Genomic DNA, 25,899 nt, shown 5'->3' on the forward strand with positions numbered 1-25,899 from the left:
ACCGTTGCAAAATGCGACCCACTAGCGAGGCTCTAATTTAGCAATCCAAGCTATTGGGATAGAATGACGACGGAAATGACCTCGACCATTCGGAACGACAATGGATCGCAGGCTCGCCGCCGTCATGATTGCCGACGTCTCCGGTTATGGCCTGCTTAGCCAAGCCGACGAGGAAGGCGCTCGCGCGTGCTTCCAGGCCGATCTGCACAGTGTATTTGAACCAAGGATCACCGCGCACGGTGGACGCTTGGTCAAAACAATGGGCGACGGCCTGCTCGTCGAGTTCCACAGTGTCGTCGAGGCGGTTCGCTGTGCGGTGGAGGTGCAGCGAGCGAAGTCCGAGAGCCGCGGCGTCGAGGAGCACAGGCTAGAATTCCGTATCGGCATCAATCTCGGCGACGTTATCGTCGAGGATGACGACATCCAGGGTGATGGCGTTATCATCGCCGAGCGCCTACAGAGCCTGGCCAAGCCGGGTGGGATCGTCATCTCGGGCACGGCTTACGATCACCTTGGAAAGCACCTCGAGGTCGCTTTTGAATTTTTCGGCGAACAGCATCTGAAGCACGTCGAGAAGCCGGTGCGGACCTATCGCCTCTTGCTGGATGACGGTCGTCCCGAGAACGCAACCTCTGAACGATACCGGAGGAAACGCTGGGTCGCGCTCGCGGCGGCCGCCGTGGCGCTCGTGGTGGTCGCTGTCGGTGTGATTTGGTGGCGGCCTTGGGAACGGGCCGTGGAAGCCGCCTTGATCCAACCCTCGGACCTTACCCCGCCGGACAAGCCGTCGATCGCAGTGCTTCCGTTTGCCAACGTGAGCGACGATCCCAAGCAGGAATATTTCGCCGACGGCATGACCGACGGCCTTGTCACCGAACTGGCCCAGATATCCGGTTTGTTCGTCATCGCCCGCAACTCGACCTTCGCCTACAAGGGCAAGGCGGTGACGGCCGAGCAAGTGTCCAAGGAACTTGGGGTCAGATATATCCTGGAGGGCAGCGTGCAACGCGCAGGGGAGCAACTCCGGATCAATGCCCAACTCGTCGACTCGCAAAGTGGAGGACACGCCTGGGCCGGAAAATTCGACGGAACGCTCGCCGATGTCTTTGCATTGCAGGACGAGGTGACAGGCGGCATTGCCGATGCCCTGGCGCTGCGGTTGCAGCCCGACGAGGAAATCGCCTTAGGTCGTAAGGAAACGACGGCTCCTGCGGCTTTCGATGCGTTCCTGCGCGGCTGGGAACACTACCGGCGCATGACACCCGAGGATTCCGTCAGGGCCGTGCCGTATTTCGAAGAGGCGATTGCGCTCGATCCTGCCTATGGACGCGCTCATGCTGCGGCGGCCATGGTCTACGCGCGCCTTTACGCCTGGCGTTGGCATTACCATCTGGGCATCTCGCGCTTTGAAGCGAGGGCCAAGGCATCGAAGTACCTGCGCACCGCGCAGGGGCACAACACGGCCTTGGCGCATCAGGTTGCTGGTCTCCTGTCCGAAGCCGACTGGCAGCACGCAGAGGCGCTCGTCGAATTCAAGGAAGCCATCGCGCTCGCCCCCGGAGACTCCTGGAGCTACGCGATGATGGCGCTCACTCTCACCTCCGCTGGGCGGCCGGATGAGGCGATGCCCCATATTCGCACCGCCATCCGGCTCGATCCTCATTATCCTTCGTTCTTCATGTTCGTCCTCGGCCTGACGGAGTTCAACCTCAGGAATTATGAGGCGGCAGCGGAGGCAGCGGAGAAGAGCACGAGGCTCAGTCCCGAGGATGATAATTCGTTTCTTCTCCTCGCCGCCGCCTCGGGGCTCCTTGGCCGCCGTGCGGAAGCCGAGGCTGCAATCGCCCGCTACAATGCGCTCAGCGTCGGGCGAGGTGGAACCGTCGTCACCATCTCAACCGCCCCGCCGTTGGACCTCGCGAGGCAAGAGGACCGAGAAGCGTGCCTACAGGGGCTACGGCTCGCCGGCGTGCCGGCGAGCATGCGGAGCGGCGAATTCAGCAGCAAGAACAAGCTGACAGCCGACGAGATCCGCTCGCTGTTTCTCGGACATCGCCTGCGCGGACGCGTGCTGGACTATGGCGAGGTGCACGAGGCAGCCTTTTCGACCGACGGTAAAGGCACGCTGTCGGGGGGCTGGGCTTCGATCGGCGGTGGCCGCATGGCCGACTTGGAAATGCGATTTCAGGGGGACGAGGTTTGTTTTCTGTGGCGCAAGACCGCCAACCTCTGCGGCATGGTGCTGCGGAACCCCGGAGGGCTCAACGCCAAGGAGAACGAGTTCGTCTGGTACCACGGGGACATGGCCTTCACCTTCTCGCAGGTTCAGTGAATTCAGCTGGACGGATTTCGGCTTTGGTGAGGCCGGCGGCCGCAGCTTATGGGAGTCCCAGTCCTCGATCGCTTTACGTTCTCCGGAAGAGCCGACGGCCGCCATTCCAGTACAGAGTTCCACCTCACCCGCGACCAGCGGCAGGCGAAAGAGCGGCTGCACGACGCCATGCGGGAGTTTAATGCTGCCGTGAAGTTTGCGGCGAAGACCGGACTTGAAGTCGACGTCTCTCAGGTGACCTGCTACGCACCTACAGCGCCGAACCGCTCATGCTGGTGGACGTGGCTGCCAACCCCCCAGGGAAACGCCCGAATATCGACGTCGGGGAGTTCTGAAGGAACGTTACGTGCCAATGCCGGTTTATTAGATGTCGGTGACCATGATGCGGGGTCATCGGCGGGCTCTGATCTCCCCTTCCCACTGGAGCCCGGATTACGCACTCTTGGCCCGGTTGTCCCCTTTCGGGGCCATTTTCTTGCAACCGAGCACCCTCAAATGAGAACAACGTCCGCATAAACGAGTTGGAACTCCGTAAGGAGTTCTAGCGATGATCCTGGTCCCACCTGAATTTGACTGCCGAGGCGGCGAGGGTTCGGAGGCCTCGGGTCTGATCGCCTCCATTAAGTACGCTCTGGCGACGGAAGCACCGGCGACGAGTTCATCCGGCGAATTGCGGAGGATATAGCCGGAGCGGACCGTTAGCGCCTCCTCAAAGACGCATCTGCGTTCGAACCAGTTCATTGGACTTCGTCCCAAGGCGCAAATATCATCAGATTGTCGCCGCACCCGGGTAAGTCCCAATGGCCGAAGAACACGTCAAGCGCCGTCTCGCAGCCATCGTCGTCGCGGACGTCGTTGGTTACTCGCGATTGATGGAGAAGGACGAAGTTGCGACGCTGGCAGCGCTGAAGGAGCGCCGGGCGACAATTCTTCAGCCTATCGTGCGCGCGCATGGCGGCCGCATCGTCAAAGTGATGGGAGACGGGGTTCTCCTGGAGTTTCCAAGCGCGGTCAACGCCCTGTCGGGCGCGATCGAGTTGCAGCGGAAGATGCAGGATGCAAACGCGGCCCTCCCGGAGGCGCGCCGTATCGTCTTGCGCATCGGGATCAATCTCGGCGATGTCGTCATTGACGGCGGCGACGTCTATGGCGACGGCGTCAACATCGCCGCAAGGATACAAAGCCTCGCCGAGCCGGGTGCCATCTACGTATCGGCGGGCATCCGCGATCAAGTCAAGCGGAAGCTCGCGCTTGGCTTCGATGATCTCGGGCCGAAATCCCTGAAAAACATCGCCGAAGAGGTGCATGTCTATCGGGTACTTTACGAGCCCGGAGCCACGAAGGATCACGCAGAAAAAGCGGAGCTGCCGCTGCCTGCCAGGCCGTCCATCGCCGTGTTGCCCTTCACCAATCTGAGCGGGGAAGCCGAATACGACGTTTTCACAGACGGATTGACCGAAGACCTTATTACCGACCTTTCAAGAAATGCCGGCCTGTTTGTCATCGCGCGCCATTCAAGCTTCGCCTACAAGGGGCAGTCGGCCGACGTTCGATTGATCGCGCGCGAGTTGGGCGTCCGCTACCTCGTGGAGGGTAGTGCACGCCGCGCCGCCGGTCGCGTGCGCATCAACGTTCAACTCGTCGATGCCGTTGGCGGAGATCATCTCTGGGCCGAACGCTTCGACCGAAATCTCGAAGACATTTTCGGCGTACAGGACGAAGTCACAGACAAGATCGTCGAGGCCCTTGTTGGACGCTTGGCGAACTCACCGTCACGCAGCCGTCCGAAGAGCCTGGAAGCGTATGACCTTTGTGTCCGCGGGCGAAGTCTGATCTCAGCATTCAACAGTTCCCCAGAAGCGCTTCGCGAGGCCGAGATACTCTTGAACCAGGCAGTCTCCATCGATTCCGAATATGCGGAGGCATTTCGCTGGCTGGCTTTTGTTTACTGGCAATTGTGGGCGCAGGGCATTGAACCCACGGGGGAGAACATATCACGAGTCCTTCAACTGGCCCGCAAAGCTGTAGCATTGGACGAGAACGACGCTGCCAATCATTGGTTTTTGGGATATTTGTTGGCCTATGAAAAACATTGGCCCGAGTCCGATAAGGAGTTTGCAGTCGCCTTCGCGCTGGAACCAAACAATGCGGATGCCCTAGCCATCTGCTCCGAGATTGCGGCGTTGGCCGGTCGCACATCGGAAGCAATCGAAATGATCCAAAGGGCGCTTCGCCTAAACCCGCACCCGGCCGGGTGGTATTATTGGCAGCTTGGATTCGCCCATTACGCGGCCTGCCAATATGAAGACGCCGTCAAGATTCTGCGCATGGAGGCGATCTACCGCAGCCCCTCACGCCGCATACTGGCGGCGAGCCTTGCCCAACTCGGACGCATAGACGAGGCGACGCGTGAGGCAGCTCTATTCATGGCGATGGCCCCGAAGTTCACGATTACCCACTGGGCCGCTGCACAACCCACCCGCGATCCGGAGACACTCCAGCGCTTCGTCGAAGGCTATCGCATGGCCGGATTACCGGACTGAATGTGTTCGGGCTCGTAGGACGCCGGCAATTTCAACTCGTACAGCTTTGCGGACTGTGATCTTCGTCGTCGATGAACATGTTGCTCAGCACCGTCAAGTGCCGAAAGAAGGGCTTGGCGCTGGTTGGGCGGCGAATGGACTCCGGCATGTTGGTCGCAGCGGCGTTACGCCTAAGGTAAGTGAACCACACAAAGTGAGGAAGACCACATATTTTCAGAGTATCCTGTGGTTTACAGAACTTTGTGACCTGGATTGCGGTCACTTGGTTTCGCTCCGCTGGGAGGGGCTCCGATGACGATGGTGCGCTTTCTCCGCCTTGTCCTTCTGGCGTCGGTCTTGGGAAGTCTAGCCGCCGCGTGGTGCGCGCCATTCGCACCTTCAACCTGACGCACATGAACCGCGGGCGGAACGCCTATCAGGCGAGCCATTGCTACAGCGTGGCGGATTACATGCAGGCAGATTGAGAGGTTCTTTAACGCACGTCATCCTGGTAACCTCAACGTCGCCGGTGGCTGCCGCATCTCGCGAGGTCGAAACGACAGCTGAGGCACACTCGCGCTTGACCAGCTCGGCCAACCGCGAGCACCGACCTCGGCCGGTGTGCGCCCTCCTGCTGTTGCGGCCTGTGCCGCTGCTTCGGGACGCGCGCTTCCAGGCTCATTGTACTGCAAGCTGAGATGACGTCCCAGGGAGTGGTGTAGCAGGAAGGCGGCCATCAGTGTTTTTCCGGTAGGGTCGGGTTGTTCAAGCTCAACCTGATGGAAAGATCACCGATGACCGACGAGATGATGAACCTGCGCTCGCTTGTTGAGAAGAGCGCGGACGCGGATTTGCTGCGGGAGATGATTGGCTTTGCCGCCGAGAAGCTGATGGAGCTGGAGGTCGGGGCGAAGACGGGCGCAGCCTATGGCGAGAAGAGCGCCTTTCGGCTTGCCCAACGTAACGGCTACCGCGAGCGCGACTGGGAAACACGGGCCGGGACCGTGGAACTGCGCATCCCGAAGCTGCGTACCGGCACCTATTTCCCGAGCTTTCTCGAGCCGCGCCGCATGGCCGAGAAGGCTCTGACGGCCGTGATACAGGAAGCCTACATCCAGGGCGTTTCGACCCGCTCCGTCGACGACCTGGTCAAGGCGATGGGCATGAGCGGCATCTCCAAGAGCCAGGTCTCGAGGTTGTGCGAGGAGATCGACGACAAGGTGAAGGCGTTCCTCAGCCGCCCCATTGAAGGCGACTGGCCATATCTGTGGATCGACGCCACCTATCTGAAGGTTCGTCGCGGTGGCCGCATCGTCTCGGTCGCCGTCATCATCGCCGTCGGCGTCAACACCGACGGACGGCGCGAGGTCTTGGGCATGGAGATTGGCACGTCCGAGGCCGAGCCGATCTGGACGGATTTTCTGCGCAAACTGACGCGAAGGGGTCTCAGAGGCGTCAAGCTCGTCGTCTCCGATGCCCATGAAGGGATCAAGGCCGCCGTCTCCAAGGTTCTATCGGCCACCTGGCAGAGGTGCAGGGTTCACTTCATGAGAAACGCGCTGGCCCATGCCGGAAAGAGCGGGCGACGAGTGGTCTCCGCCTTCATCGCCACAGCCTTCGCCCAAGATACGCCGGAGACCGCAAGCACTCAGTGGCGTAACGTCGCCGACCAGATCAGGCCGAAAGTGCCGAAGCTCGCCCAACTCATGGACACCGCTGAAGAAGACGTGCTCGCCTATATGACCTTTCCCAGGCAGCACTGGGCCAAGCTTCACAGCACCAACCCCATCGAGCGCCTCAATGGGGAGATCAAGCGGCGCACCGAGGTTGTCGGCATCTTCCCCAACGATGACGCCATCGTCCGCCTCGTCGGCGCATTGCTGCTCGAACAGAACGACGAGTGGGCCGTCCAGCGCTCCAGATACCTGACCCTTGAGACCATCGCCGCAATGAGCGATGATCCGCTCATCAGCCTGCCCGCTGCGGCAAGCTGACCCATTCCCGGCTCCGTCCGGAAAGCACGGCGATCGCCGAAGCTACACCACTCCCTGGGACGTCATCCAAGCTGATGCTTCTCACGATCGAGCATGAGCTTTTGGAGGTGAACCGAAGGCGGACCTGAAAGCATGGCCGAATGCACTCTGCGACGTATAGCCAACCTTGCGTGAGACACTGGCGACAGTCTCATCACTCCGAGTCAGCGCCGCACGCGCGATGGTGAGACGCCACGCCCGCACATAGGCGAGTGGCGGCTGTCCCACACGGCGCGTGAACTCAGCAGAAAAGGCAGCCCGCGACATACCGGCCACACTGGCAAGCTGGGCCACCGTCCACGGCTGCGCGACGTCCCCATGAATGAGGCGAAGTACCCGACCGAGCCGGGGATCCGTCAGAGCGCCAAGCCATCCGATCTCGACCGCATCGATACTCCCCGCATAGGCGCGGATCGCCTCCACCAACAACACATCGGCGAGCCGCGCATTGACGATCTCGCTGCCGATGATATCGCGCTCGATCTCGTCATTCATCAGCCCCAGGATCGTCGCCATCGCTCCAGATGCAGGCGAGGATCGAGGGACGAACAGGAAATCCGGCAGCATGTCGAGCAAAAAGTCCACATTTCCGGGGTCGAACGTGACGGTTCCCCCGATCGCAACTGTCTCGTCACCCCCAAGACGCGCAACATCACCGATGCCGTAGAAGGTTTGGCCGTCGAGGGGCGGCACCTCCGGATCGCTGGCTATAGCATATGCCGTGCGCCCTAACAGGCAGACGTCCCCCGTGCTCATGAGCTGGGGCGCCCGCGCCGGTAGCATTATCCAGCCGGTTCCCCGCAACAGTGCCACAAACTTGAGCCGGTCGAGCGCTGGAAATGTGAGAGCCCATCGTCCTGCTGCCTCCAGCCGGGTGCGGCGGCTCACCCTCGCGCCAAGAACGTTGAGGACATCCGATAGGGGGTCAGTTACAGCTTTAGACGATCGCGATAAATCCATAGACATCCTAGCATAGCTCATCTTGAACCACGTGCCTATCTTCTCCGATGACATCAATGAAGGAGAATTGTTTTGGGTATCGAAGGCAAGGTTGTCGCCATCACAGGCGCAAGTAGCGGGATCGGACGCGCGACGGCGAAACTGCTCGCAGAACGAGGGGCTTTTGTCGTTCTAGGCGCGCGCCGCGAGGAGGCACTCGCAGCGATCGTAGATGAAATCATCGCTGCAGGCGGCAAGGCCGTGCACAAGGCGACCGACGTTCGCCAGCGGAGCGATCTTGAAGCACTTGTAGCATTGGCAATTGAGCATGGCGGTAGGCTCGACGTCATTGTGAACAATGCCGGGATTGGCCCCATATCCCGTTTCGATGCGCTCCGCGTCGAGGACTGGGACGCCATGATCGACGTCAATTTGCGTGGCACGCTCTACGGCATCGCTGCGGCATTGCCGGTCTTCCAGCGTCAACAGTCGGGCCACGTCATCAACATCGTCTCGACCGCAGGCATCAAAATCCTGCCCACCATGGGTGTGTATGCCGCGACCAAGAACGCAGTGCGGACCATCAGCGAAGCCTTGAGGCAGGAAGCAGGACCGCATCTGAGGGTCACCGAGATTTCGCCGGGGATGATCTCGACTGACTTTGCAAGCTCGATAACCGATCCCGCCGTGAAGTCGGCAATTGGAGAACGCGCATCTAGTGTCGCTATCTCACCGACTTCGATCGCTCGGGGCATTGCCTATGCGATCGAGCAGCCGGCCGATGTGGACATTGGCAGTATTGTAATTCGACCAACAGCCCAGGATTGAACGTCTGATTTCGGGTGAATCTCCGGCCTTGGCCAATAGTCGTCTCTGGTCGGAAGCCGCTTGGCCGATGTGCTGCTGAACGGCAGCTATCTCAGATCGGGGCCTCGAAGCAGCCCGTCAGCTTCCGCAATTGAGACTCTCGGATTCATACACAACAAAGAAACCGTTCCTCCCGCTTCTCGGGCGTTCAGATCAAAGGCAGCAACGCGAACTCTCCCTCCGCCCGAGCCGACTGGAAGCCGGCAACATGCCGCTCAGTCCGGATGTCTCCGATCCTTCGCCTTGAAGAGATACGAACCCAAAACCCACGATTTAAGGAAGGGCGGCATAAGGCTCGACTATGGACTTCGAGTTAGTCTCCGGCCTGCCGACGCACTGACCAGCCGGATGCTCGTTGAATTTGGGAGAGCAGCGCCACACATACCGTATGAAACGGCTTCATCGATGGCGAGCACTCCGACTGTGGTGCGAACAAGCGCGTTCCGAGGCGTAGTTACCCGTCTTACGTCGCCGCCTCGAAAAGCTTTATTCTTGTGCGAAAGTTTCGCATAAGCTTTCGTTACCAAATTCCGATATGTACGAATTGGCATATTTCCGCAGGCTCCGCAGCACATGACCGACGCAATGATCAATGAGAAGGTTCTGGCTTGGGCGGTTGACCGCGCCGAGATCCCGCTCGATGTCGTCGCGAAAAAGGTCAACGTGAAGCCGGAGCGTATTGCGACCTGGATCGAGGGCGACGAGCGCCCGACCTTCCGCCAGGCCCAAAGCCTGTCTAGCGCGCTGCATATTCCCTTCGGATACCTATTCCTGAAGGAACCTCCCGAGGAAAAGCTCGCGATTCCTGATCTTCGAACTGTTGGCGGCGACCCAGCCGGTAAGCTCGATTTGAACTTCCGTGACCTCCTAAATGACGTTCTCTTCAAACGCGATTGGTTCCGAGACTTCATCCAGGATCATGCCGGCCTCGAACTGGAATTCGTCGGAAAATTCACCGTCAACGATAGCGCCGAGACTGTCGCCGCCGACATGCGAAAGTCCCTCTACGGTGAGGAAGGGCCGCCGCAGACCGGCAATTGGGAAGAGCACCTACGCATGCTCATCGACAGAGCCGAGGCGGCCGGAATATGGGTCATGCGCAATGGTATCGTCGGCAGCAACACCCACCGCCCACTTTCCGTCAGCCAGTTCCGTGGCTTTGCCATCAGCGACAAGGTCGTTCCGCTGATTTTCATCAACGGAAAGGATGCCAAGGCGGCGCAGATCTTCACCTTTGCGCACGAACTCGCGCATATTTGGCTTGGCGAAAGCGGCGTTTCCAACGTCCAACTGGGCGACGCGAACTATGGCGTCCACCAGAAGGTCGAACGCAAGTGCAACGAGATCGCCGCGGAGTTCCTGATCCCGGCGGCCGGTTTCGCAGCACAATGGCGCGCAGCGGATAGCCTGTCGGACAATGCCGACCGGCTGAGCCGCGTCTACAAGGTCAGCCGCATCGTAATCGTGCGGCGCGCGCTCGATCTCGGCTTGATAGATCAGGCGAGCTATTCGCGTTTTTACGCAACCGAGGTCGCGCGGTGGAGCGATACGCCAGCAAGCGAAGGCGGGAGCTTCCACAATAACCTGCCCTTGCGCAACGGGCTGCGCTTTACGCGCGCGGTCGTCAATCAGGCGGTCGGCGGCGGGTTGCTTCTGCGCCATGCTGCATCCTTGTTGAACGCTCAGCCGACGGCGATCCTCAGCTATCATAAGAACGGTCGCCCGACGCAATGAAATTTCTGCTCGACACGAACGTCTTCATCGAGGCTAAGAACCGATATTACGCCTTCGACATCTGCCCGGGTTTCTGGGACTGGATGGATGCGGTCTGCGACGGCGACGTCGCGTCAATCGTCAGTGTTCGCGACGAAATGACCGGCGGGAATGATGAACTCGCGGACTGGGCCAAGGACCGGAAGGATGCCGCGTGGTTCCTGGCCGTCGATGACGTCGACACGCAAGGCAATTTCGCCGAGATCGTCCAGCACGTGGCAACGGCCCATTATAGTGAGCCGGCAGTTGCAAAGTTCCTCGACAGCGCCGATTCACTGCTGATCGCCAAGGCCCGTTCGATCGGCGCCACCGTCGTCACCCATGAACTGCCGAACCCGGAATCGAAGAAGCGCGTCCTGATCCCGGATGTCTGCCTGGTCTTCGACGTTCCCTTCATGAACACATTCGAAGCGCTCCGCCAGTTCTCCGCAAAGTTCGTTTGGTCGGCATAACAATCAAAGACCGGCGGCATGCCATGCTCGAACCGATACGGAAATCCGGGTTCCCGACGATACATGGCCTTTATCAACCAAAGACAGCGGTAGCCTTGATACACAAGGGCTACCATGCGATTCTTCGGGCATGATCCGAAGGAGATGAGAATGTCGGAGATGCTTGCAGCGCTTACCAACATTCGGACCGCGGAAGATATGGTCGTGGCCTTTCGCGATGAGGAACAGTGTCGGCGATTGCTGGAAAGCATGGTGTGGCCGGCCGGAAGAGTTTGCCCCGCCTGTGGTTACAAGCGCTCGATCGCGATCGCCGGGCGCGATATGGGCAAGCGGCGTGCGCGTCCGGGTCTCTATCAATGCTCCAGCGGCGAGTGTCGGTTCCAGTTTACGGTGACGACCCACACGCCGCTGCATTCCACAAAACTTCCTTTGAGTGTCTGGCTGAAGGGCATGTGGCTCATGCTGCAGTCGGATAAAGGTTTGTCCTCGGTGCGTCTGGCCGAGGCTCTGGGGGTGAGCCAACCCACGGCCTGGCGGATGGGACACGCGCTGCGTCTGATGGCGGCGCGCGAGCACATGCTCGATGGCACGGTGGAGATCGACCATTTTTATCTCGGTGGGCGCGCAAGAATAAATCCGGACGATCCACCGCCTGGACGAGGCCGAAAAGGCCTACCGAATACCCAGAAGACGCCTGTCATGGTGATCGTTCAACGGCCAGATGACATCACACCCGGCACTCCGGCCGGTGACGCGCGTGCTGCGGTAGTGACTGGTCTTTCGCTCCGGGCAGCGGCGCGCGCCGCCGAAGCGCAGATCGACCCCGACGCCTGCTTGATGAGCGATGAGGCGACAGCGTTCATGGCCCTTGGCGAGAGCTATGCCAGACATGACACTGTGAAGCATTCCAGCCGCGAATACGTTCGTGACGCCGTTCATGTCAATTCGGTCGAAGGTTTCAATGCCCGCGTCCGCCGCACAATTGCCGGCGTCTTTCATCACATCAGCCCGCAGCACGCCGACCTGTATTTCCACGAGATCGGTTTCCGCTGGTCACAGCGCATTGTGACGGGCCAGGCTGTGCGGAAAAGCCGAAATGGCAGGGAACGCATGAAAACCCTTTGGTCACGCGTGCCACCGGCGCTGCAATTGCTGCAAATCTTTCGCGCCGCGACCGGCCGTCAACTGCGCAGAAGTCGGGATGGTGGCATCATCGTCAAATCAGCAGTCGCTGTCTTTGGTTGATAAAGGCCCGATACATTATGCGATCTGCATGGCCTAGACCGTGAACATCCCGGGAACAGCTCCAGACGTGAAGCGATGAACGCCTGGAGCTCCTCGAGTCAGTCCAATGCTTCGGTAGCCGCGCTGCTCACCCGTCGCGACCGTCGTCCGGCAGCGCTCATACTCGGTTATGCTGGAGTCCATCCGAATGTATGAAACCCTACCTGGAAGGCTCGCCCAGGCACTATACTAATCATGCGGCGCATGCGACGCGCCGCCTATCTGAGGCGCCGGCGACCAGCATTCACGGTGCACGCTAGATTTATTGAAAGACGAGTACCTGCGGGCTCGCCCTGTCATTGGGTTAGTCTTTCGGTTTGGAGAAGCGAACGCCGGCGCCGCCACGATCCATGACCTCAAGCACGATCTTGGCGAGCGGGCCCGAATGGCGGTGGATGCAGGTCTTGTCCTGCGCAAGCGTACGGTGGCATATTTGGTAGCTCTCTCCGCAAACAAAGAGTATGCGTGACCAGGTATGTTCCCGACCTCACGCCCGCGCTCTGGCAGGTGAACCGCGTTGGAGCGACGCTCGATGAGTTCTCGAGGAAGGTGCGAAATCTACTACGGGACCGTATTAAGGGCGGTCAAGTTCTCGATTGACCAAACGGCATATGTCGATAAAATCCGATTCCATCGACACGTTTATGCAACATGTCGCCGCCAGCGACATATCCGGACACAGTTTCGACCGGAGCAAGGAAACTAGAATGCCGTTTCGGCCTGACCGCCCCTACAACGATCTGCCAACACTACCACCCAACCAGGACCTTGAGACGAAGGCAGTTCTCAAAGCGTGCATTACAGCGCGCGCAGCGCTGGCAGAACTCAAAGTATCCGGAGAGCTCATTCCAAATCAGTCTGTGCTGATCAACTCCATCCCTTTGTTGGAAGCACAGGCGAGCTCAGAGATCGAAAACATCGTTACGACGACCGACCGAATGTTCCGCTTTGCTGGAGATGTGGGGCATTCGCCGGACCCTGCAACAAAGGAAGCTCTACGCTACCGCACCGCGCTGCACCAAGGCTTCCAACTGCTCAAAGAGCGACCAGTTTCAACAACAATGGCGATCGAAATCTGCCGGACAATAAAGGGTATTGACCTCGACATACGCGCCACCCCGGGGACCGCGCTCTACAACGAGGCGACGGGAAAGGTCATCTACACGCCTCCTGAAGGTCGCGATCTATTAAGGGGCAAGCTGTCAAATTGGGAACGCTACATCCATGAGGCCGAAGACATCGATCCGCTGATCCGGCTTGCAGTCATGCACTACCAGTTTGAAGCGATCCACCCCTTCACCGATGGCAATGGAAGAACAGGCCGCGTTCTCAATCTCCTCTATCTCGTTGACAAGGGGTTGCTCAACATTCCCGTGCTTTATCTGAGCCGGTATATTATCGGTAACAAGCGAGCTTACTACGACCATCTCCAGCGGGTGACGACGGAAGGTGCCTGGGAGGACTGGATCCTCTACATGCTCGCCGGCATCCGCGAAACTGCGGAATGGTCAAACAGAAAAATCCATGCGATCCGCGATCTTCTCGACGATACGGGCGCTCGGATGCGTCGCGAATTGCCAAAAATCTATTCCCGCGAGCTCGCGGAAGTCATTTTCGTCAACCCTTATTGCCGGATCTCAGACGTTGTATCGGCAGGCATCGCAAAACGGCAAGCCGCCGCAGTCTACCTAAAAGCGCTGGTCGATGCCGATATTCTCGCAGAGGTCAAATCTGGTCGTGAAAACCTCTACATCAATCCTCGGCTGCTCGAGCTGCTTACCGGAAACGGTCTCAATGACGTTTGATCCTAGTCCCAGAAGGTGGACACCATGCGCCTTCAGGTCTCGTTATCGTGGTACTCGCTGGCGTAAAGCTCCGCCTGCAGCTGCGCGGTCGACGCAACTGGATGCGACGAGACGTAAGAGAGCGGTTTGATCTGCCCATGCGCTCCAGTCGATACATTGTGCGATCTTATCGGCCCGGGCCCACCATACTCTTAAGATCGAAGTCCGCCGTCCATGCTATGATGGTCTCGCCCGAGTGATCTCTCTTGGGCGTCAATCCGAAGTGCGGCAGAGCAGCCGCTTTGGGCCGAAAGAAGCACCCCGCTATTGGCCGCTGATTCCGACCAGTTTCGGGTGCTGATAAATAGTAGGACGGCCAGCGTGATCTCGCGGCAGCAACGTGACGTCAATCGGTCGCCCGACCCCGTTCTAAAGATAACGGCGATCGCGTCCTCGGGACTTTTGACAGGCCGGGGACCTTTAGTCCACCCAGGCTCTACTCGACTAGCAAGACTCTTTTGTTCGCCGGGTTTTGACCTCGGGACCTTGTCGCCAAACCACTTATTCAGGATGGCGTGCAGTGCGACTGATGCGCTGAAGCGTCGGTCGTAGAGGAATTGCAGGACCAAGCTTAAAATATGGATGGACTGCCAACGGTCGGAGCCCTCGGATTCCGGATCCCAGGGCAAAGATCCGCTTCCAGTCGATACATTATGCGATCTGCTTGGCCCGACCGTGAACATACGCGCAACAACCCTCTGCACAGGGTTGATCTGCCGTTCGGCTTGACCGTTGCTCCACGGGAGTCGGCATCAATATCCCAGATCAAGACGCTGGCGAACCGATGATTGCCGGGATGCGTACCCGTCATTTCTGGAACGCCTAGGGGGGCGCCAATTTGCACAGCGAAAGAAAGCAACGCGGTCGGCGCTCCTTTCCCTGGGCTGTCCAGCGCCAGCGCTTTGTCTCGGCTTTCGTTCAAAGTCGAGTATTTCGAGCCTGCGAACGACGAGCATGCAGGCGTTTCCGATTTCCATCTGCCCCATCCTGTAGAGACTTCCGAACGATTTGTTGGAAACAGAAAACGGCCGTCCACCGCTTTGATCGGTGGACGGCCGCCGGGATGGGCTGTGGAGGAGCCCAGCCTATCGCGAGGCGTATTCGGCCTCGTTCGTCTTGGTCACGAGTTCGAACGGCACCCAGTAGACGGGCTCGACCGGCTCGCCCTTGACCATTTTGGTCACCGCCTCGACGGCCTTAACCCCTTGTCCCTTCGCGTTGTGGAACACCGTAATGTCGAGGTTGCCTTCAGCCATCTGCTGGAGCGCCTCGCCGGTGCCATCGATGCCGGCGGACACGATCGGCTTCGGATCGGCGCCTGCAGCCTTCATCGCTAGGATCGCACCAATCAAGGCCTGTGACATCGATGACGTCGACGAGGAGGACGTCATCCGGTTCGACCACGCGGGGCGCACGTTCGCGATCTACCGCAGCCCTGGCGACAAGTTCTATGCCACCGACGGCCTGTGCACCCACGAAAAGGTGCACCTCGCGGACGGCTTGGTCATGGACAACATCATCGAGTGTCCGAAGCACAATGGCCGGTTCGACTACAGAACCGGCGAAGCCAAGGGTGCACCGGTCTGCGTCAATCTCAGGACTTATCCGGTCAAGGTTGATGACGACGGCGTGCATGTTCAGGTGGAGTGATGCTGAAGGTTCCGAGAATTGCCGTCGTCGGCGCCGGCGAATGTGGCGCTCGCGCCGCATTCGCCCTTCGCTCCCGGGGCTTCGAAGGATTGCTGACGCTAATCGGCGGCGAACGACATCTGCCCTACGAGCGGCCTCCGCTTTCGAAATCCGTTTGCGGTGAGGTGGAGCTCTACAGACCGGTCGCACGCGGCGAGGAATACGCGGCGGCTGCCATCGATCTGCGCCTTGGCATCGATGTCGTCGGCATCGATCGGTCAAGCAAGCGGTTGATCCTTTCCGATGACAGCACGATTTCCTATGACAAGCTGCTTCTTGCGACTGGCGCCCGGGCTCGGCGGCTCCCCGGCGTTCCAGTGAGCGGCCGAATCCACACGCTTCGCACGTTCGAAGACGCTCTCGCCATTCGCGAGGCCCTACGAGCCGGCGCCTCGCTCGCCATTATCGGAGGCGGATTCATCGGGCTGGAACTTGCGGCCGCCGCCCGCAGCGCCGGTTGTCGCGTGACTGTCATCGAAACCCAGGACCGGCTCCTCAAGCGCGCGGTGCCAGAGGATATCGCGTGCATCGTGGCGAACCGCCACCGACAGGAGGGCGTCGAGATCGTATGCGGCGCCGAGCAGGTCAGGCTGGCCGTCGAGAACGGCATGCCCTTGATCGCAATGGCCAACCGGGACTCGATTACCCCGGACCACGTCGTGGTGGGGATCGGTGCAATCCCAAACAACGAGCTCGCGCTCAATGCCGGTCTCGAAATCGACAATGGGATTGCCGTCGACGAGTATCTGCAAACGTCCGATCCAGACATCTACGCTGCCGGCGACTGCTGCTCGTTTCCGCTGCCGACCCATGGCAACAAACGCATTCGGCTGGAGGCCTGGCGCAATGCCCAGGAACAGTCCCAAATCGTTTCCGCCAATCTGCTGGGCGAACGCTGCGCCGTGAACAACATTCCGTGGTTCTGGTCGGACCAGTATGAGATGAGCCTTCAGATCGCGGGACTTCCCAGTGATGCGGTTCGCCAGGTCAGACGGGACTTGCCCGGCGGTGGCCTTCTTCTCTTCCACCTTGACCAAAACAACCGGATCGTTGGGGCGAGCGGCATCGGCCAGGGCAATTCCGTCGCCAAGCACATCCGGCTTTCCGAAATGCTGATTGCTGCCGGTCAGCCGCAAGATCTCGACGAATTGTCCTCACCGAACCTGCAACTGAAATCGCTGCTGAAAAGATAGGGTTGGAACAATGATCTTTGACGAAGGCGTCCGCTGGGAAATGCTGAAACCCGCTGAATTCCTGGAACGTCGAGCGGTTAAGCCAGTGGTTTACCTGCCGATGGGATTGTGCGAACCGCACGGACATATCGCGCCGTTCGGACTCGACACCATCGAGGCCGACTGGCTCTGCGACCAAGCCGCCCGGCGGTTCGGGGGCATCGTTGCGCCGACCATGGCCTACCACATCCACGAGGCTGGATATCACGGGCCTTGGCTCGAGGAGGTGATGGGCACCGTCAATCCGCTGCTGGCAGCCCTTCCTCCACATCTGCTGCTGGAGACCCTGCTCTATCAATTCCGAGCGTTCAGGAATGCAGGTTTCCGGGCGGTCGTCGTCGTCAGCGGTCATCATGGCAGCCAGAAGGACCTCCGGATGGTGGCGGACGCATTCGCGGACAAATTCCCGATACAACATTTCGTCCGAACGGACCCGGAATTGGTCGCAGGCCAGTTCACCGGCGATCATGCCGGGCGGTACGAACTCTCCCAACTCCTCGCGATCCGGCCCGATCTTGTCGACATGACGAGAGCCGCCCGCGTCGACACCGATCCTCTCGGCCGCTTCGCTCAAAACCCCGACGTCACCATGGCGACGGCGGAAGAGGGCGCCGCCATTCTCGGCGCCTCTCTCGTGGCGATCGGCAACGCGGTTTCGGCGTTTACCTTCAACGACGACGAGTTCTCTCATATATGTTTCGATGCGATAGAGCCGCTCGCAGCGGAACTGAACGCGCGCAAAAAGCACTGGGCGACGCTCAACGTGGCATGATCCGCCAAAGGTGTGTTCCTGTATTTCAGCTCGAAACGTTCGCGGTAGTCCTCAGCGGATGTGCCAAGCGCAGAGAGATCTGAGACATTGTGAAGTGCCAATGCACTTTCATTCGCCCAGACGATTCCGGTTTCCGGATCGATCAAAATGATGCCTTCGCCGAGTCCCGCGATGATCATCTGCAGCTGACGACGGTTGACTTGGCACTGCAGCGCGACTTGGTCCGGCACTATTTGACTCATCCAAAGATTTTCCCTTCGCCCCACATTCGAAACCCCATCCCACCATTCCACCCTCTCAGAGGCAGCGGACGTGCACTCACCATGCCAATCGGCGCGCCAACACCCCAGACCGAGCTTTCACTATTCTGCACGATTTGTCTTTTTATGCGCAGAGCGTCCTTCTCAGCCATCCGCATGCGGCCCTCGGCAGGGAGGTGCCGAGCGCCGGCGGTTCATGCCGGGTGGCGAAACAGCGCAAGCTGAAGGGCAACGCCGAGGCGATTGCGGTCTTCCCGCCGCAGCCGGACTTGGTCGATGTCGTTCGGTTCATGCGGCGCGGCTCGAGAAAGATCGGGAAATAGGTGCCGGTGCGAAGCTTCGGGATGCGCAGTTCCACGGTCCCGGCCCGCATAATAGCCCGCGGCAGCGCATCCTCAGTCTTCCTCGAGCACGCTGGTTCGTTCGGATGGACTGACTGTTGAACTCGGACGCCTTGAAAAGAATCGAACCCGCCGCCAGTTCTTTCCGGGCGTGCGACTCGCAAACGACTATGCCAAAAGCCACGAGCGCACGGATCTTCGCAGCGTCAAGGGTGCACGGGCGCGCAAGTAGAGATCGGACTCAAAACACGGATCGTATTTGCATGAGAAATAATGCTTGCAGAAATAGCAAGCGCCACTATATATGCTAGCATGAACAGCAAGCAGAAAAAGACGCTCATTGCGGTCTTCAAAGATCCGGTCTCGGGAACCATCGAGTGGGCCGCTATAGAAAACCTGCTTGTCGCTGCCGGCGCGAACGTCATCGAAGGAAACGGCTCTCGCGTTAAGTTCGAAAAGGACGGCATAATCGCGAGCTTCCATCGTCCTCATCCCGACAAGGAGGCAAAGCGTTATCAGGTTCGCGATGCTCGCGAGTTCCTGACGCAAATTGGAGTAGAACCATGAACACCATGACTTACAACGGTTATCACGCTCGCATAGAATTCGACGCGGAGGACGAACTGTTCTTCGGTAAGATTGCAGGCATTTCTGACGTAGTCGGGTTTCACGGGGACAGCGTTGGTGAACTGAAAAAGGCATTCCACGAGGCGGTCGATGATTACCTTGAGGCCTGCAAGAGCATCGGCAAAGAGCCTCAAAGGCCCTATTCAGGCAAGATGATGTTTCGTGTTGCTCCTGAAGTGCACCGCCGGGCTGCTCTGGCGGCCGAACTTTCGGGAAAAAGCCTCAATCAGTGGGCAGAGGAGGCTCTGGAAGAAGCCGCCGCGCACTTCCCTGAAGCTCGTCTTTCAGCGTAGCGCGTCCATTGGGTGCAGGATGGCCGCAGACTCCATTCGGCCATTCTCTTCCTCACAAGACTGGCATTCCAGTCGATACATTATGCGATCTTCTTGGCCCAAAACGTGAACGATCTCGCAACATGCTGTGCACCGGGCTCCGGCAAGAAGTGTTCACTTAATCAATGCCGCCCGCAGCTTTTTCTGTCCCGCGGCCGGCCGCTTGTCACATTTTATGCACTCCTACCATCGCATGCGCGCACGGATCGTTGGTTTCGGTGAGCCGGAATATTATCTGGCCGAAGAAATCGAGGAGTTTGCACGACAGTTTGTATACTTAGACGATGCGCTGGAAGAGGTCGCAGTTGCGCTCTGAGCCAATCACTGAACAGCAGCAATACAGAAGTCGTTGGTTTAACACCCGAATTGAAGACACGATACCGCAGGCTAACGGCCACGACGGAGACCGCAACCGACCTCACCGAACAAAGCCAAATTTCTTGACGTCTCGGAAGTGGCAGGTGCGGCTGATGGTGGAACTCCGCCTCAGTCGTGGGCCCGGCGCCGTACCTAGGTGGCTATGAACGGCAGGGCCTGATCATATCGAAGCGAATTCCCCCCAATTGCGCTCAACGAACGGATGCATTTAGTCTTTTTCAAAAGGCCAACTTGGCGGTTAAAGGGCAATGGTCCGAAATCGCAAGCAAGGGATCGGGATGAAGTCCGCTCGCAGGTTTTGTTCCCCCAAAGGCGCCTACCGCGACGTGCTCCGCACCTTCGATGTTCACGAGTCCGCGCCCAATCAAAATGTGGTCGAGACCAAGCGGATTGCGGCAACCGAGGTTCTGTGACTGGCTGAGCTGGCGGCGTTCATCGGCCGTCAAAAGTCCTGTTTCACCCTTCTCGCAAAGTATCGTCGTTGTTGAATTGAGCGGGCAGCGCTCGCCAAGGAGTGTGACAGTTGTCAACGCCGGCGTATCGTCGAACACCTCGCCAAACAGATCCTGGACCAAGACGCCGGGGGGAAGCAGCATATGCGGTGAACTTCCGTCCGTGCGAACGGGTCCGGTTTCGTGCACTTCGTGCCAAAAATTGCGGTTGAAGTCTCCAAGCACGATGAACTTGTCTGTGCTTGCCAGGTCTTCCACCCACGTTTCGAGCGGCGCGATTTGTTGCTGCAGCAGCCGACAATCTCGATCCTGATCGTCACTCAGGTTCCCGCTTGCCTCAAGCGGGGAGACACACGACGATTTCAGATGGACGGCCAGGATTCGCACCAGTTCGCCATCGATGGTTAAGTCGACCGACAAACCTGGCCGCGGCCGATCCGCGTCGGGGTTGCCGGGAAGGCTCAAGCTGGGCTCGACGTCGCAGTTCGCGGCGGTTCCCAGTTCCTTCTTCCACGCGATCGCAAGTCGCTGAACCTTAAAATCCTTGAAGGTACAAACATCGTATGCGGCACCGCTGTCAGGAAGTGCGTCACGAACGGCCTGCTCACCACTCACCTCCTCAAACGCATAGATGTCGGCCGGAACCGTGTTGCGGAGAAAGTCGTTGAGCTGCTGCAACCGCTTGCCGTAGGCAACCTCAGTAACCGGCACCGTATCGAAATTGCGGTCCTTGTAGACGTCACAAACCGGGAACCGCTCCCAGTCCCACTCGACTTCCTCCCGAAAATTGACTTGCCAGCCGGGAATACCGGTATTGTCGACGGAAGGCTTCCAGACATTTGTTGCTTCATCCTTCAGGAAGAGCCCACTGCATGCCGCGATCCACTCGCCAGCGGTGGCTTTGTCCATGTGCCACCCCAGGTTCCAGGTGGCGACCGACAATTCTCGCGCGCTGGCGTTCCCGCACAGAAACCATGACAACAACAGGATTGAGGTCAGACTGCGCATCATCGTTCTCCAAAGAACCTTCAGGGTGAAGGTGCGAGGCCAAACAAAGGCTCGAGGGATGCTTTCAGGCGATCCGATAAATTTGCGATCAACGACTGTACGGCAATAGCTCGATCGTATCGGCGTTCAGCTGCATCTGTTCGAAGTGTCTTTCAACGTCGTCTTCATCAAAGGGGTCGCTCACGTCTTCGATGTACGCACCTTCTGTAATCTGACCAAGAGGTCTGACTGAAATTTCCTCAAGGTCGGCTTCATTTGAAATAACCGCAAAACCATCCGGGAAAATCGCGCCTTCGGAGCGAGACGCCTCTGCAATGAGACGAGCATCTATTTCAGGAAGTTCGATCAGCGGGTTTGGTCCCGTGCCGAATGGTAGGAGTGACCTGAGAAAACGGCGTGCTATCGCCCAATCGAGCGCGAACCCGTTGAAAGAGCGCGAAGATGCCGGTCGGTCGAGCAAAGTGACGGCAACACCATCATATTCGTACAGGCGATTTGGAGCAGCAAACCCCAAAAGCCACTCGCGCCCAAGCCAGCGCCCAGTAACAAAATGAGCATCGACGGGTGTCCAACGCCCTGAACGTGCTGCTGCTGCGACGTCGCTGCCGAAAAGCAGCGACATCGCGTTGAGATAATTTCCCCGTCTTACCGAAGTCGGATCGCTCGATCCTTCACCAGAAGAGCCGGCAGATCCCGACGAGGACGCGGTGTGGTGAACAAAAATCTCTGCGCTGGTCGACGATGTCATCCACGATCCTATAGCAAATCCGTGCGAAGCAACGGCAGTCCCGACCGCCATTCCAAGATATGGAGAGACTTGCTCGAGATAACCACGTCTTACTGTGCCATCGAATTGCGGCCTGGAACTGCCGCGCGTTGATTTCGATTCCGTCAGAGCGACGGTTTCATCTTCGCGGCGACTGAACACGAAGTCAGGCGATTTCTTCGTCGGTTGGCTGCCGCCCAAGGCGAGGTTTTCGAAGTGGTCACACCAGACATAGCCGTCGCGGATCATTTGCAGATAGGCGATACCTGCACCAACAACACCGGCCAAGTGGGTTCGTGAGAAATCCTTCAGTCGATCCGCCGTCTTGAGGATTGCAAAGTGCTTCTGCCTCTCGTCGACATACTGGCTCAAGAGGTACCGACATGTTTCACTTTCCGCAGTGACGGCGTCGGCGTTGACCATATGCAAATGCGAGCATCGCGCCATCGCACCATAGAGCTCGACCGGCGTGAAGTTGATCCTTTCTACCGCCGGCGCCCGGCCTCTAACGGGCGATGGGCGACGATCAAGGTGACCCGTCACTTTCGAAACGGCAAGCTCTTTGCCCGTTGTTGTCCAGGTCACCTCATCCCCCATGCAAAAGCGATACCAAGGTTTTCGCCGGCATTGTGCGAAACCAGCGCGCTCGCCCCTCGTCCCTCCGGCCAAGCTTTCCATTGTGGGCCACTGCCAGCCCAAGCCGGCCGTTCATACGTCGATCGCGCAGTTATCCAATCACGCCGGCGACAAATTGCGTTGCGCTCACTATGCACTTCACGATAGAATTATTCAATTCTAATTTAGTGAGCACATGCAGCACAACCTTTCGAGAGGCGCGCACGCGGTGCGGGCCGACCTCCGATGCCATCGAAGGAAGGAGAAGCGTTGCCGTGATGAACGATGATGACGTAGATGGTCCGGGCCGCGAAGGCATCGCTCTGTGCCTATCGGGCGGCGGCTACCGCGCCATGGTGTTCCATGTTGGAGCGATCATACGCTTGAATGAGATCGGGCTTCTTCCGAAACTCGCGCGCGTGTCCAGCGTTTCCGGGGGCTCGATCACGGCTGCCTATCTGGGTCTTCGGTGGAAGGATCTTGATTTCGACGATGCCGGGTGCGCCCGAAACCTATCGATCGTTATCGACAACATACGCGAGATGGCAGGCACAAGCGTCGATGCCGGAGCTATTCTCGGCGGCATCCTCCTGCCGGGCACCATCAGTGATCGAGTGGCAAAGGCTTACGATGAGGTACTCTTTGGCGGCAGGACAACGGATGACCTTCCGACAGACGGTGAAGGACCGCGTTTTGTAATCAATGCGACTAACATTCAGTCTGGTGCACTCTGGCGCTTTTCGAGACCCTACATGGGCGACTACAGGGTCGGGCTCGTGCGCGATCCTGGGGTGAAGCTCTCGGTCGCCGTCGCTGCTTCGTCAGCGTTTCCACCGATACTTTCACCTTTAAGCCTGACCGTTCCACGATCAACGACTTGGTTCAACGGCGCAGATCTTGCGTTGCCGGAGTATCGCCGAAAGGTGCTCCTGAGCGACGGCGGTGTCTACGACAATCTGGGACTGGAGACCGCATTTAAACGCTGCCGGACGCTGTTGGTCAGTGACGGCGGCCAGAAGATTGCAGCAGAGGAAACACCCGCCGAGGATTGGGCGCGTCATTCGGTTCGAATTCTCGACGTGGTGGACAATCAGGTTCGAAGTCTCCGGAAGCGCTCTTTGATCGATAGCTACCTGCGCGGCGCGCACGACGGATGTTACTGGGGCATCCGCTCGTCATTCAAAGACTATGGCTCGACCTCCGATCCACTCGGATGTGCCGATCTCGATCCGACGCCGATTGCAGCCACTCCGACCCGTCTGGAGGCCATGCCAGAAGTTACTCAGAAAAAGCTGATCAACTGGGGCTATGCGATAGCAGACACGGCTCTTCGCCGGCACTGTCGCGATACTTTGAAACAATCGTACGGGATCGAGGTCGGTGTCCCGGTACGTTTTCCTTACCCTGGAAAATATTAGCCGTTAGCGGCAAGCCCGGAGCGCTCGATGGAAAACCTCTCCTTTTCGATATCTGGTCCGCGGGCTGGCCAAAAGCCGCGCAATCCGGAACTGAAACCGCCATTCAGACGGCTTAGGATTTACGCGTTCGATCCAGCCGCATCGCTCGACATGCAAACCGCCGTTATCAACACCGCAACGATCAGTCTGAGGTGGGAGGAGCTTGAACCGGGACCGGTCGGCGAATACGTCGAAGTCATCGATGTGGACCCAGCAAGCGGCGGCTTCTATCCGCCTGTCGATCTCAACGAAACCGCCCTGCTTGTCCAGGACGGATATCCGCCGTCTGATGGAAATCCGAGATTTCATCAGCAGATGGTATACGCCGTCGCGATGATGACGATCCGCAATTTCGAACGAGCGCTCGGCCGGCCTGTGCTTTGGGCACCCCGCCCTTGGGACTGGAAGACAGGCGAAAAGATTGACCGGTACGTCCAACGACTGAGGATCTATCCGCATGCCCTGCGTGAGGCAAACGCCTACTACAGCCCGCGTAAGGTGGCCCTGCTCTTCGGGTATTTTCAAGCCTCCAGGCGAAACGCCGGACGAAACCTGCCAGGCGGCACGATCTTCACCTGTCTTTCGCACGACATCGTGGCACACGAGACGACGCACGCGATTTTGGACGGCATGCATCGCCGCTTCATTGAACCAAGCAATCCGGATACGCTAGCTTTCCATGAAGCGTTTGCCGATATCGTCGCACTTTTTCAGCATTTCACTCTCCCAGAAGCGGTGCGCCAACAGATTGCCCAGCTGCGGGGCGACCTCAGCCAGCGATCGCTGCTAAGCGGGCTCGCCGTCCAGTTCGGACATGCCATCGGCCATTACGGCGCGTTGCGCGATGCCATCGATGCAGTAGACCCAGACACCGGGATGCCCGACGCCTCAGCGATAGATCGGGCAACCGAATCCCATGAGCGCGGGGCCATTCTGGTTGCAGCCGTGTTCGATGCGTTTGTGTCGATCTATCGCTCGCGCGTTGCAGATTTGCTGCGTCTGACAACCGGCGACGGAAGGCGGTTTCCCGATCGTGATTTGCATCCCGATCTCGTTGCGCGCCTGACAAGAGAGGCTACGAAGTCTGCCAGTCACGTTCTGCGCATGTGCATCCGCGCTGTAGACTATCTCCCTCCGGTCGACATGACGTTCGGTGACTACCTTCGAGCCCTGATCACGGCCGATTACGATCTGGTCACCGAAGATGACCGCGGCTACCGCCTCGCCATCATAGAGGCATTTCGGCGGCGCGGCATATTTCCGCGCGATTGCCGATCGCTGTCGGTGGACAGTCTGCTTTGGTCGGTCCCCGAAAATCCGATCGAGATCGATTGGATAACAGACATAAATTTCAGCCAGACCTTGGCTCGAAAGGAGATTTACGAGCGGTCCGCTGAACGCTGCCAGAGCCTTGCCCATTGGATGCGGAACAATGCCGATATATCCCATGAGACGCTCCGGGAAATGGGCCTGTGGCTTCGCGACGACGCGCCCAAAACGATACGCAGGGCCCGCGCTACGGAGACCACGGGACCGGGACCAGCTTTCGAAGTCCATTCCGTTAGACTTGCAAACCGCATTGGTCCAGACGGCGAACAAGAGCGCCAGCTCGTCATAGAAATTACGCAGGAGAGACGCGGCTACCGATCTGCTGCCCTCCAAAGGGAGGTAGAAGAGAGGGGGCGCGTAAAGGGCGCCCGTGCAGATTTTATCTTTCGGGGTGGGGCAACACTTATCGTTGATCTGAGGACCCGAGCACTGCGGTATTGCGTCAAGAAGGACATCGCCAGCGACGAGCGCCTTGACGAGCAGCGTTCCTACCGCTTCGAGGCCGACAGCGAAACCTTAGGCTCGACGTATTTCGGCGACACCAATGAAGCCGAACCCTTCGCGTTTGTGCATCGCATGGGAGGCTGCTGAGATG

19 protein-coding genes and 2 pseudogenes are annotated in these 25,899 nt (G+C 58.8%); 15 read left to right on the forward strand and 6 right to left on the reverse strand.

Annotated features, from left to right (window positions below):
• Positions 1-100 precede the first annotated feature (100 nt).
• The 3 genes from QM996_RS27355 to QM996_RS27365 all read left to right on the forward strand — a co-directional run bounded on the left by QM996_RS27355 (position 101) and on the right by QM996_RS27365 (position 6,848).
• Positions 101-2,332, forward strand: a complete 2,232-nt coding sequence (locus QM996_RS27355; RefSeq protein WP_334197024.1) for an adenylate/guanylate cyclase domain-containing protein — start codon at positions 101-103, stop codon at positions 2,330-2,332.
• 800 nt (positions 2,333-3,132) lie between these two features.
• The gene (locus QM996_RS27360) at positions 3,133-4,875 is read left to right on the forward strand and encodes an adenylate/guanylate cyclase domain-containing protein (protein ID WP_334197025.1); all 1,743 of its coding nucleotides are present in this window, start codon (positions 3,133-3,135) and stop codon (positions 4,873-4,875) included.
• Positions 4,876-5,648: 773 nt separating this feature from the next.
• Positions 5,649-6,848 carry an IS256 family transposase gene (locus QM996_RS27365; protein WP_334141816.1) on the forward strand — a complete coding sequence of 400 codons (1,200 nt, stop codon included), beginning with the start codon at positions 5,649-5,651 and terminating at the stop codon, positions 6,846-6,848.
• An 81-nt stretch (positions 6,849-6,929) separates the two neighbouring features.
• Here the strand turns inward: QM996_RS27365 and QM996_RS27370 are convergent, their stop codons facing one another.
• Positions 6,930-7,775, reverse strand: a complete 846-nt coding sequence (locus QM996_RS27370) for an AraC family transcriptional regulator (RefSeq protein ID WP_334197026.1) — start codon at positions 7,773-7,775, stop codon at positions 6,930-6,932.
• A gap of 144 nt (positions 7,776-7,919) precedes the next feature.
• On the opposite strand from QM996_RS27370, the gene QM996_RS27375 reads away from it, so the two are divergent.
• The 5 genes from QM996_RS27375 to fic all read left to right on the forward strand — a co-directional run bounded on the left by QM996_RS27375 (position 7,920) and on the right by fic (position 14,007).
• Entirely contained in the window at positions 7,920-8,654 is a 735-nt protein-coding gene (locus QM996_RS27375) for an SDR family oxidoreductase (protein WP_334197027.1), read from the forward strand.
• A 612-nt stretch (positions 8,655-9,266) separates the two neighbouring features.
• Positions 9,267-10,427, forward strand: a complete 1,161-nt coding sequence (locus tag QM996_RS27380) for an ImmA/IrrE family metallo-endopeptidase (RefSeq protein ID WP_334197028.1) — start codon at positions 9,267-9,269, stop codon at positions 10,425-10,427.
• On the forward strand, positions 10,424-10,918 hold the full coding sequence (locus QM996_RS27385; protein ID WP_334197029.1) for a DUF4411 family protein: 495 nt from the start codon (positions 10,424-10,426) through the stop codon (positions 10,916-10,918). Before QM996_RS27380 ends, QM996_RS27385 begins: the two co-directional genes overlap by 4 nt.
• A gap of 150 nt (positions 10,919-11,068) precedes the next feature.
• On the forward strand, positions 11,069-12,163 hold the full coding sequence (locus QM996_RS27390; protein ID WP_334197030.1) for an IS1595 family transposase: 1,095 nt from the start codon (positions 11,069-11,071) through the stop codon (positions 12,161-12,163).
• 746 nt (positions 12,164-12,909) lie between these two features.
• Positions 12,910-14,007 carry a protein adenylyltransferase Fic gene (fic, locus tag QM996_RS27395; RefSeq protein ID WP_334197031.1) on the forward strand — a complete coding sequence of 366 codons (1,098 nt, stop codon included), beginning with the start codon at positions 12,910-12,912 and terminating at the stop codon, positions 14,005-14,007.
• A gap of 1,124 nt (positions 14,008-15,131) precedes the next feature.
• Here fic and QM996_RS27400 read toward each other — a convergent pair.
• The gene (locus QM996_RS27400) at positions 15,132-15,344 is read right to left on the reverse strand and encodes a type 1 periplasmic-binding domain-containing protein (protein ID WP_334197032.1); all 213 of its coding nucleotides are present in this window, start codon (positions 15,342-15,344) and stop codon (positions 15,132-15,134) included.
• Here QM996_RS27400 and QM996_RS27405 point away from each other — a divergent pair.
• From QM996_RS27405 to QM996_RS27415, 3 genes are read left to right on the forward strand one after another with little or no spacing between them, the layout of a single operon-like run.
• The gene (locus QM996_RS27405) at positions 15,331-15,696 is read left to right on the forward strand and encodes a MocE family 2Fe-2S type ferredoxin (protein ID WP_334197033.1); all 366 of its coding nucleotides are present in this window, start codon (positions 15,331-15,333) and stop codon (positions 15,694-15,696) included. The genes QM996_RS27400 and QM996_RS27405 overlap by 14 nt on opposite strands.
• Positions 15,696-16,928, forward strand: coding sequence for an NAD(P)/FAD-dependent oxidoreductase (locus QM996_RS27410; RefSeq protein WP_334197034.1), 1,233 nt, complete (start codon positions 15,696-15,698; stop codon positions 16,926-16,928). The genes QM996_RS27405 and QM996_RS27410 overlap by 1 nt, the downstream gene beginning before the upstream one ends.
• A gap of 10 nt (positions 16,929-16,938) precedes the next feature.
• Positions 16,939-17,739, forward strand: a complete 801-nt coding sequence (locus tag QM996_RS27415) for a creatininase family protein (RefSeq protein WP_334197035.1) — start codon at positions 16,939-16,941, stop codon at positions 17,737-17,739.
• Positions 17,740-17,753: 14 nt separating this feature from the next.
• Here QM996_RS27415 and QM996_RS27420 read toward each other — a convergent pair.
• Positions 17,754-17,981: pseudogene (locus QM996_RS27420) on the reverse strand (PAS domain-containing protein); the annotation flags it as partial.
• 307 nt (positions 17,982-18,288) lie between these two features.
• A pseudogene (locus QM996_RS27425) lies at positions 18,289-18,369 on the reverse strand (transposase); the annotation flags it as partial.
• A 283-nt stretch (positions 18,370-18,652) separates the two neighbouring features.
• On the opposite strand from QM996_RS27425, the gene QM996_RS27430 reads away from it, so the two are divergent.
• Together QM996_RS27430 and QM996_RS27435 are read left to right on the forward strand one after the other, a co-directional pair.
• Complete coding sequence (locus QM996_RS27430; RefSeq protein WP_334198688.1) at positions 18,653-18,907, forward strand: type II toxin-antitoxin system HicA family toxin; 255 nt, start codon at positions 18,653-18,655, stop codon at positions 18,905-18,907.
• Positions 18,904-19,260 carry a type II toxin-antitoxin system HicB family antitoxin gene (locus QM996_RS27435; RefSeq protein WP_173519205.1) on the forward strand — a complete coding sequence of 119 codons (357 nt, stop codon included), beginning with the start codon at positions 18,904-18,906 and terminating at the stop codon, positions 19,258-19,260. The genes QM996_RS27430 and QM996_RS27435 overlap by 4 nt, the downstream gene beginning before the upstream one ends.
• 635 nt (positions 19,261-19,895) lie before the next feature.
• Here QM996_RS27435 and QM996_RS27440 read toward each other — a convergent pair.
• Both QM996_RS27440 and QM996_RS27445 read right to left on the reverse strand, forming a co-directional pair.
• Positions 19,896-21,140, reverse strand: coding sequence for an endonuclease/exonuclease/phosphatase family protein (locus QM996_RS27440; protein WP_500270408.1), 1,245 nt, complete (start codon positions 21,138-21,140; stop codon positions 19,896-19,898).
• Between the two features lie 85 nt (positions 21,141-21,225).
• Positions 21,226-22,488, reverse strand: coding sequence for a hypothetical protein (locus QM996_RS27445; RefSeq protein ID WP_334197039.1), 1,263 nt, complete (start codon positions 22,486-22,488; stop codon positions 21,226-21,228).
• 308 nt (positions 22,489-22,796) lie between these two features.
• On the opposite strand from QM996_RS27445, the gene QM996_RS27450 reads away from it, so the two are divergent.
• On the forward strand, positions 22,797-23,936 hold the full coding sequence (locus tag QM996_RS27450; RefSeq protein ID WP_334198689.1) for a patatin-like phospholipase family protein: 1,140 nt from the start codon (positions 22,797-22,799) through the stop codon (positions 23,934-23,936).
• Between the two features lie 27 nt (positions 23,937-23,963).
• Entirely contained in the window at positions 23,964-25,895 is a 1,932-nt protein-coding gene (locus tag QM996_RS27455; RefSeq protein WP_334197040.1) for a gluzincin family metallopeptidase, read from the forward strand.
• Positions 25,896-25,899: the final 4 nt, after the last annotated feature.

Origin of the sequence: Sinorhizobium chiapasense, assembly GCF_045277575.1 — a bacterium.
GTDB classification, from domain to species: Bacteria; Pseudomonadota; Alphaproteobacteria; order Rhizobiales; family Rhizobiaceae; genus Ensifer; species Ensifer chiapasense_A.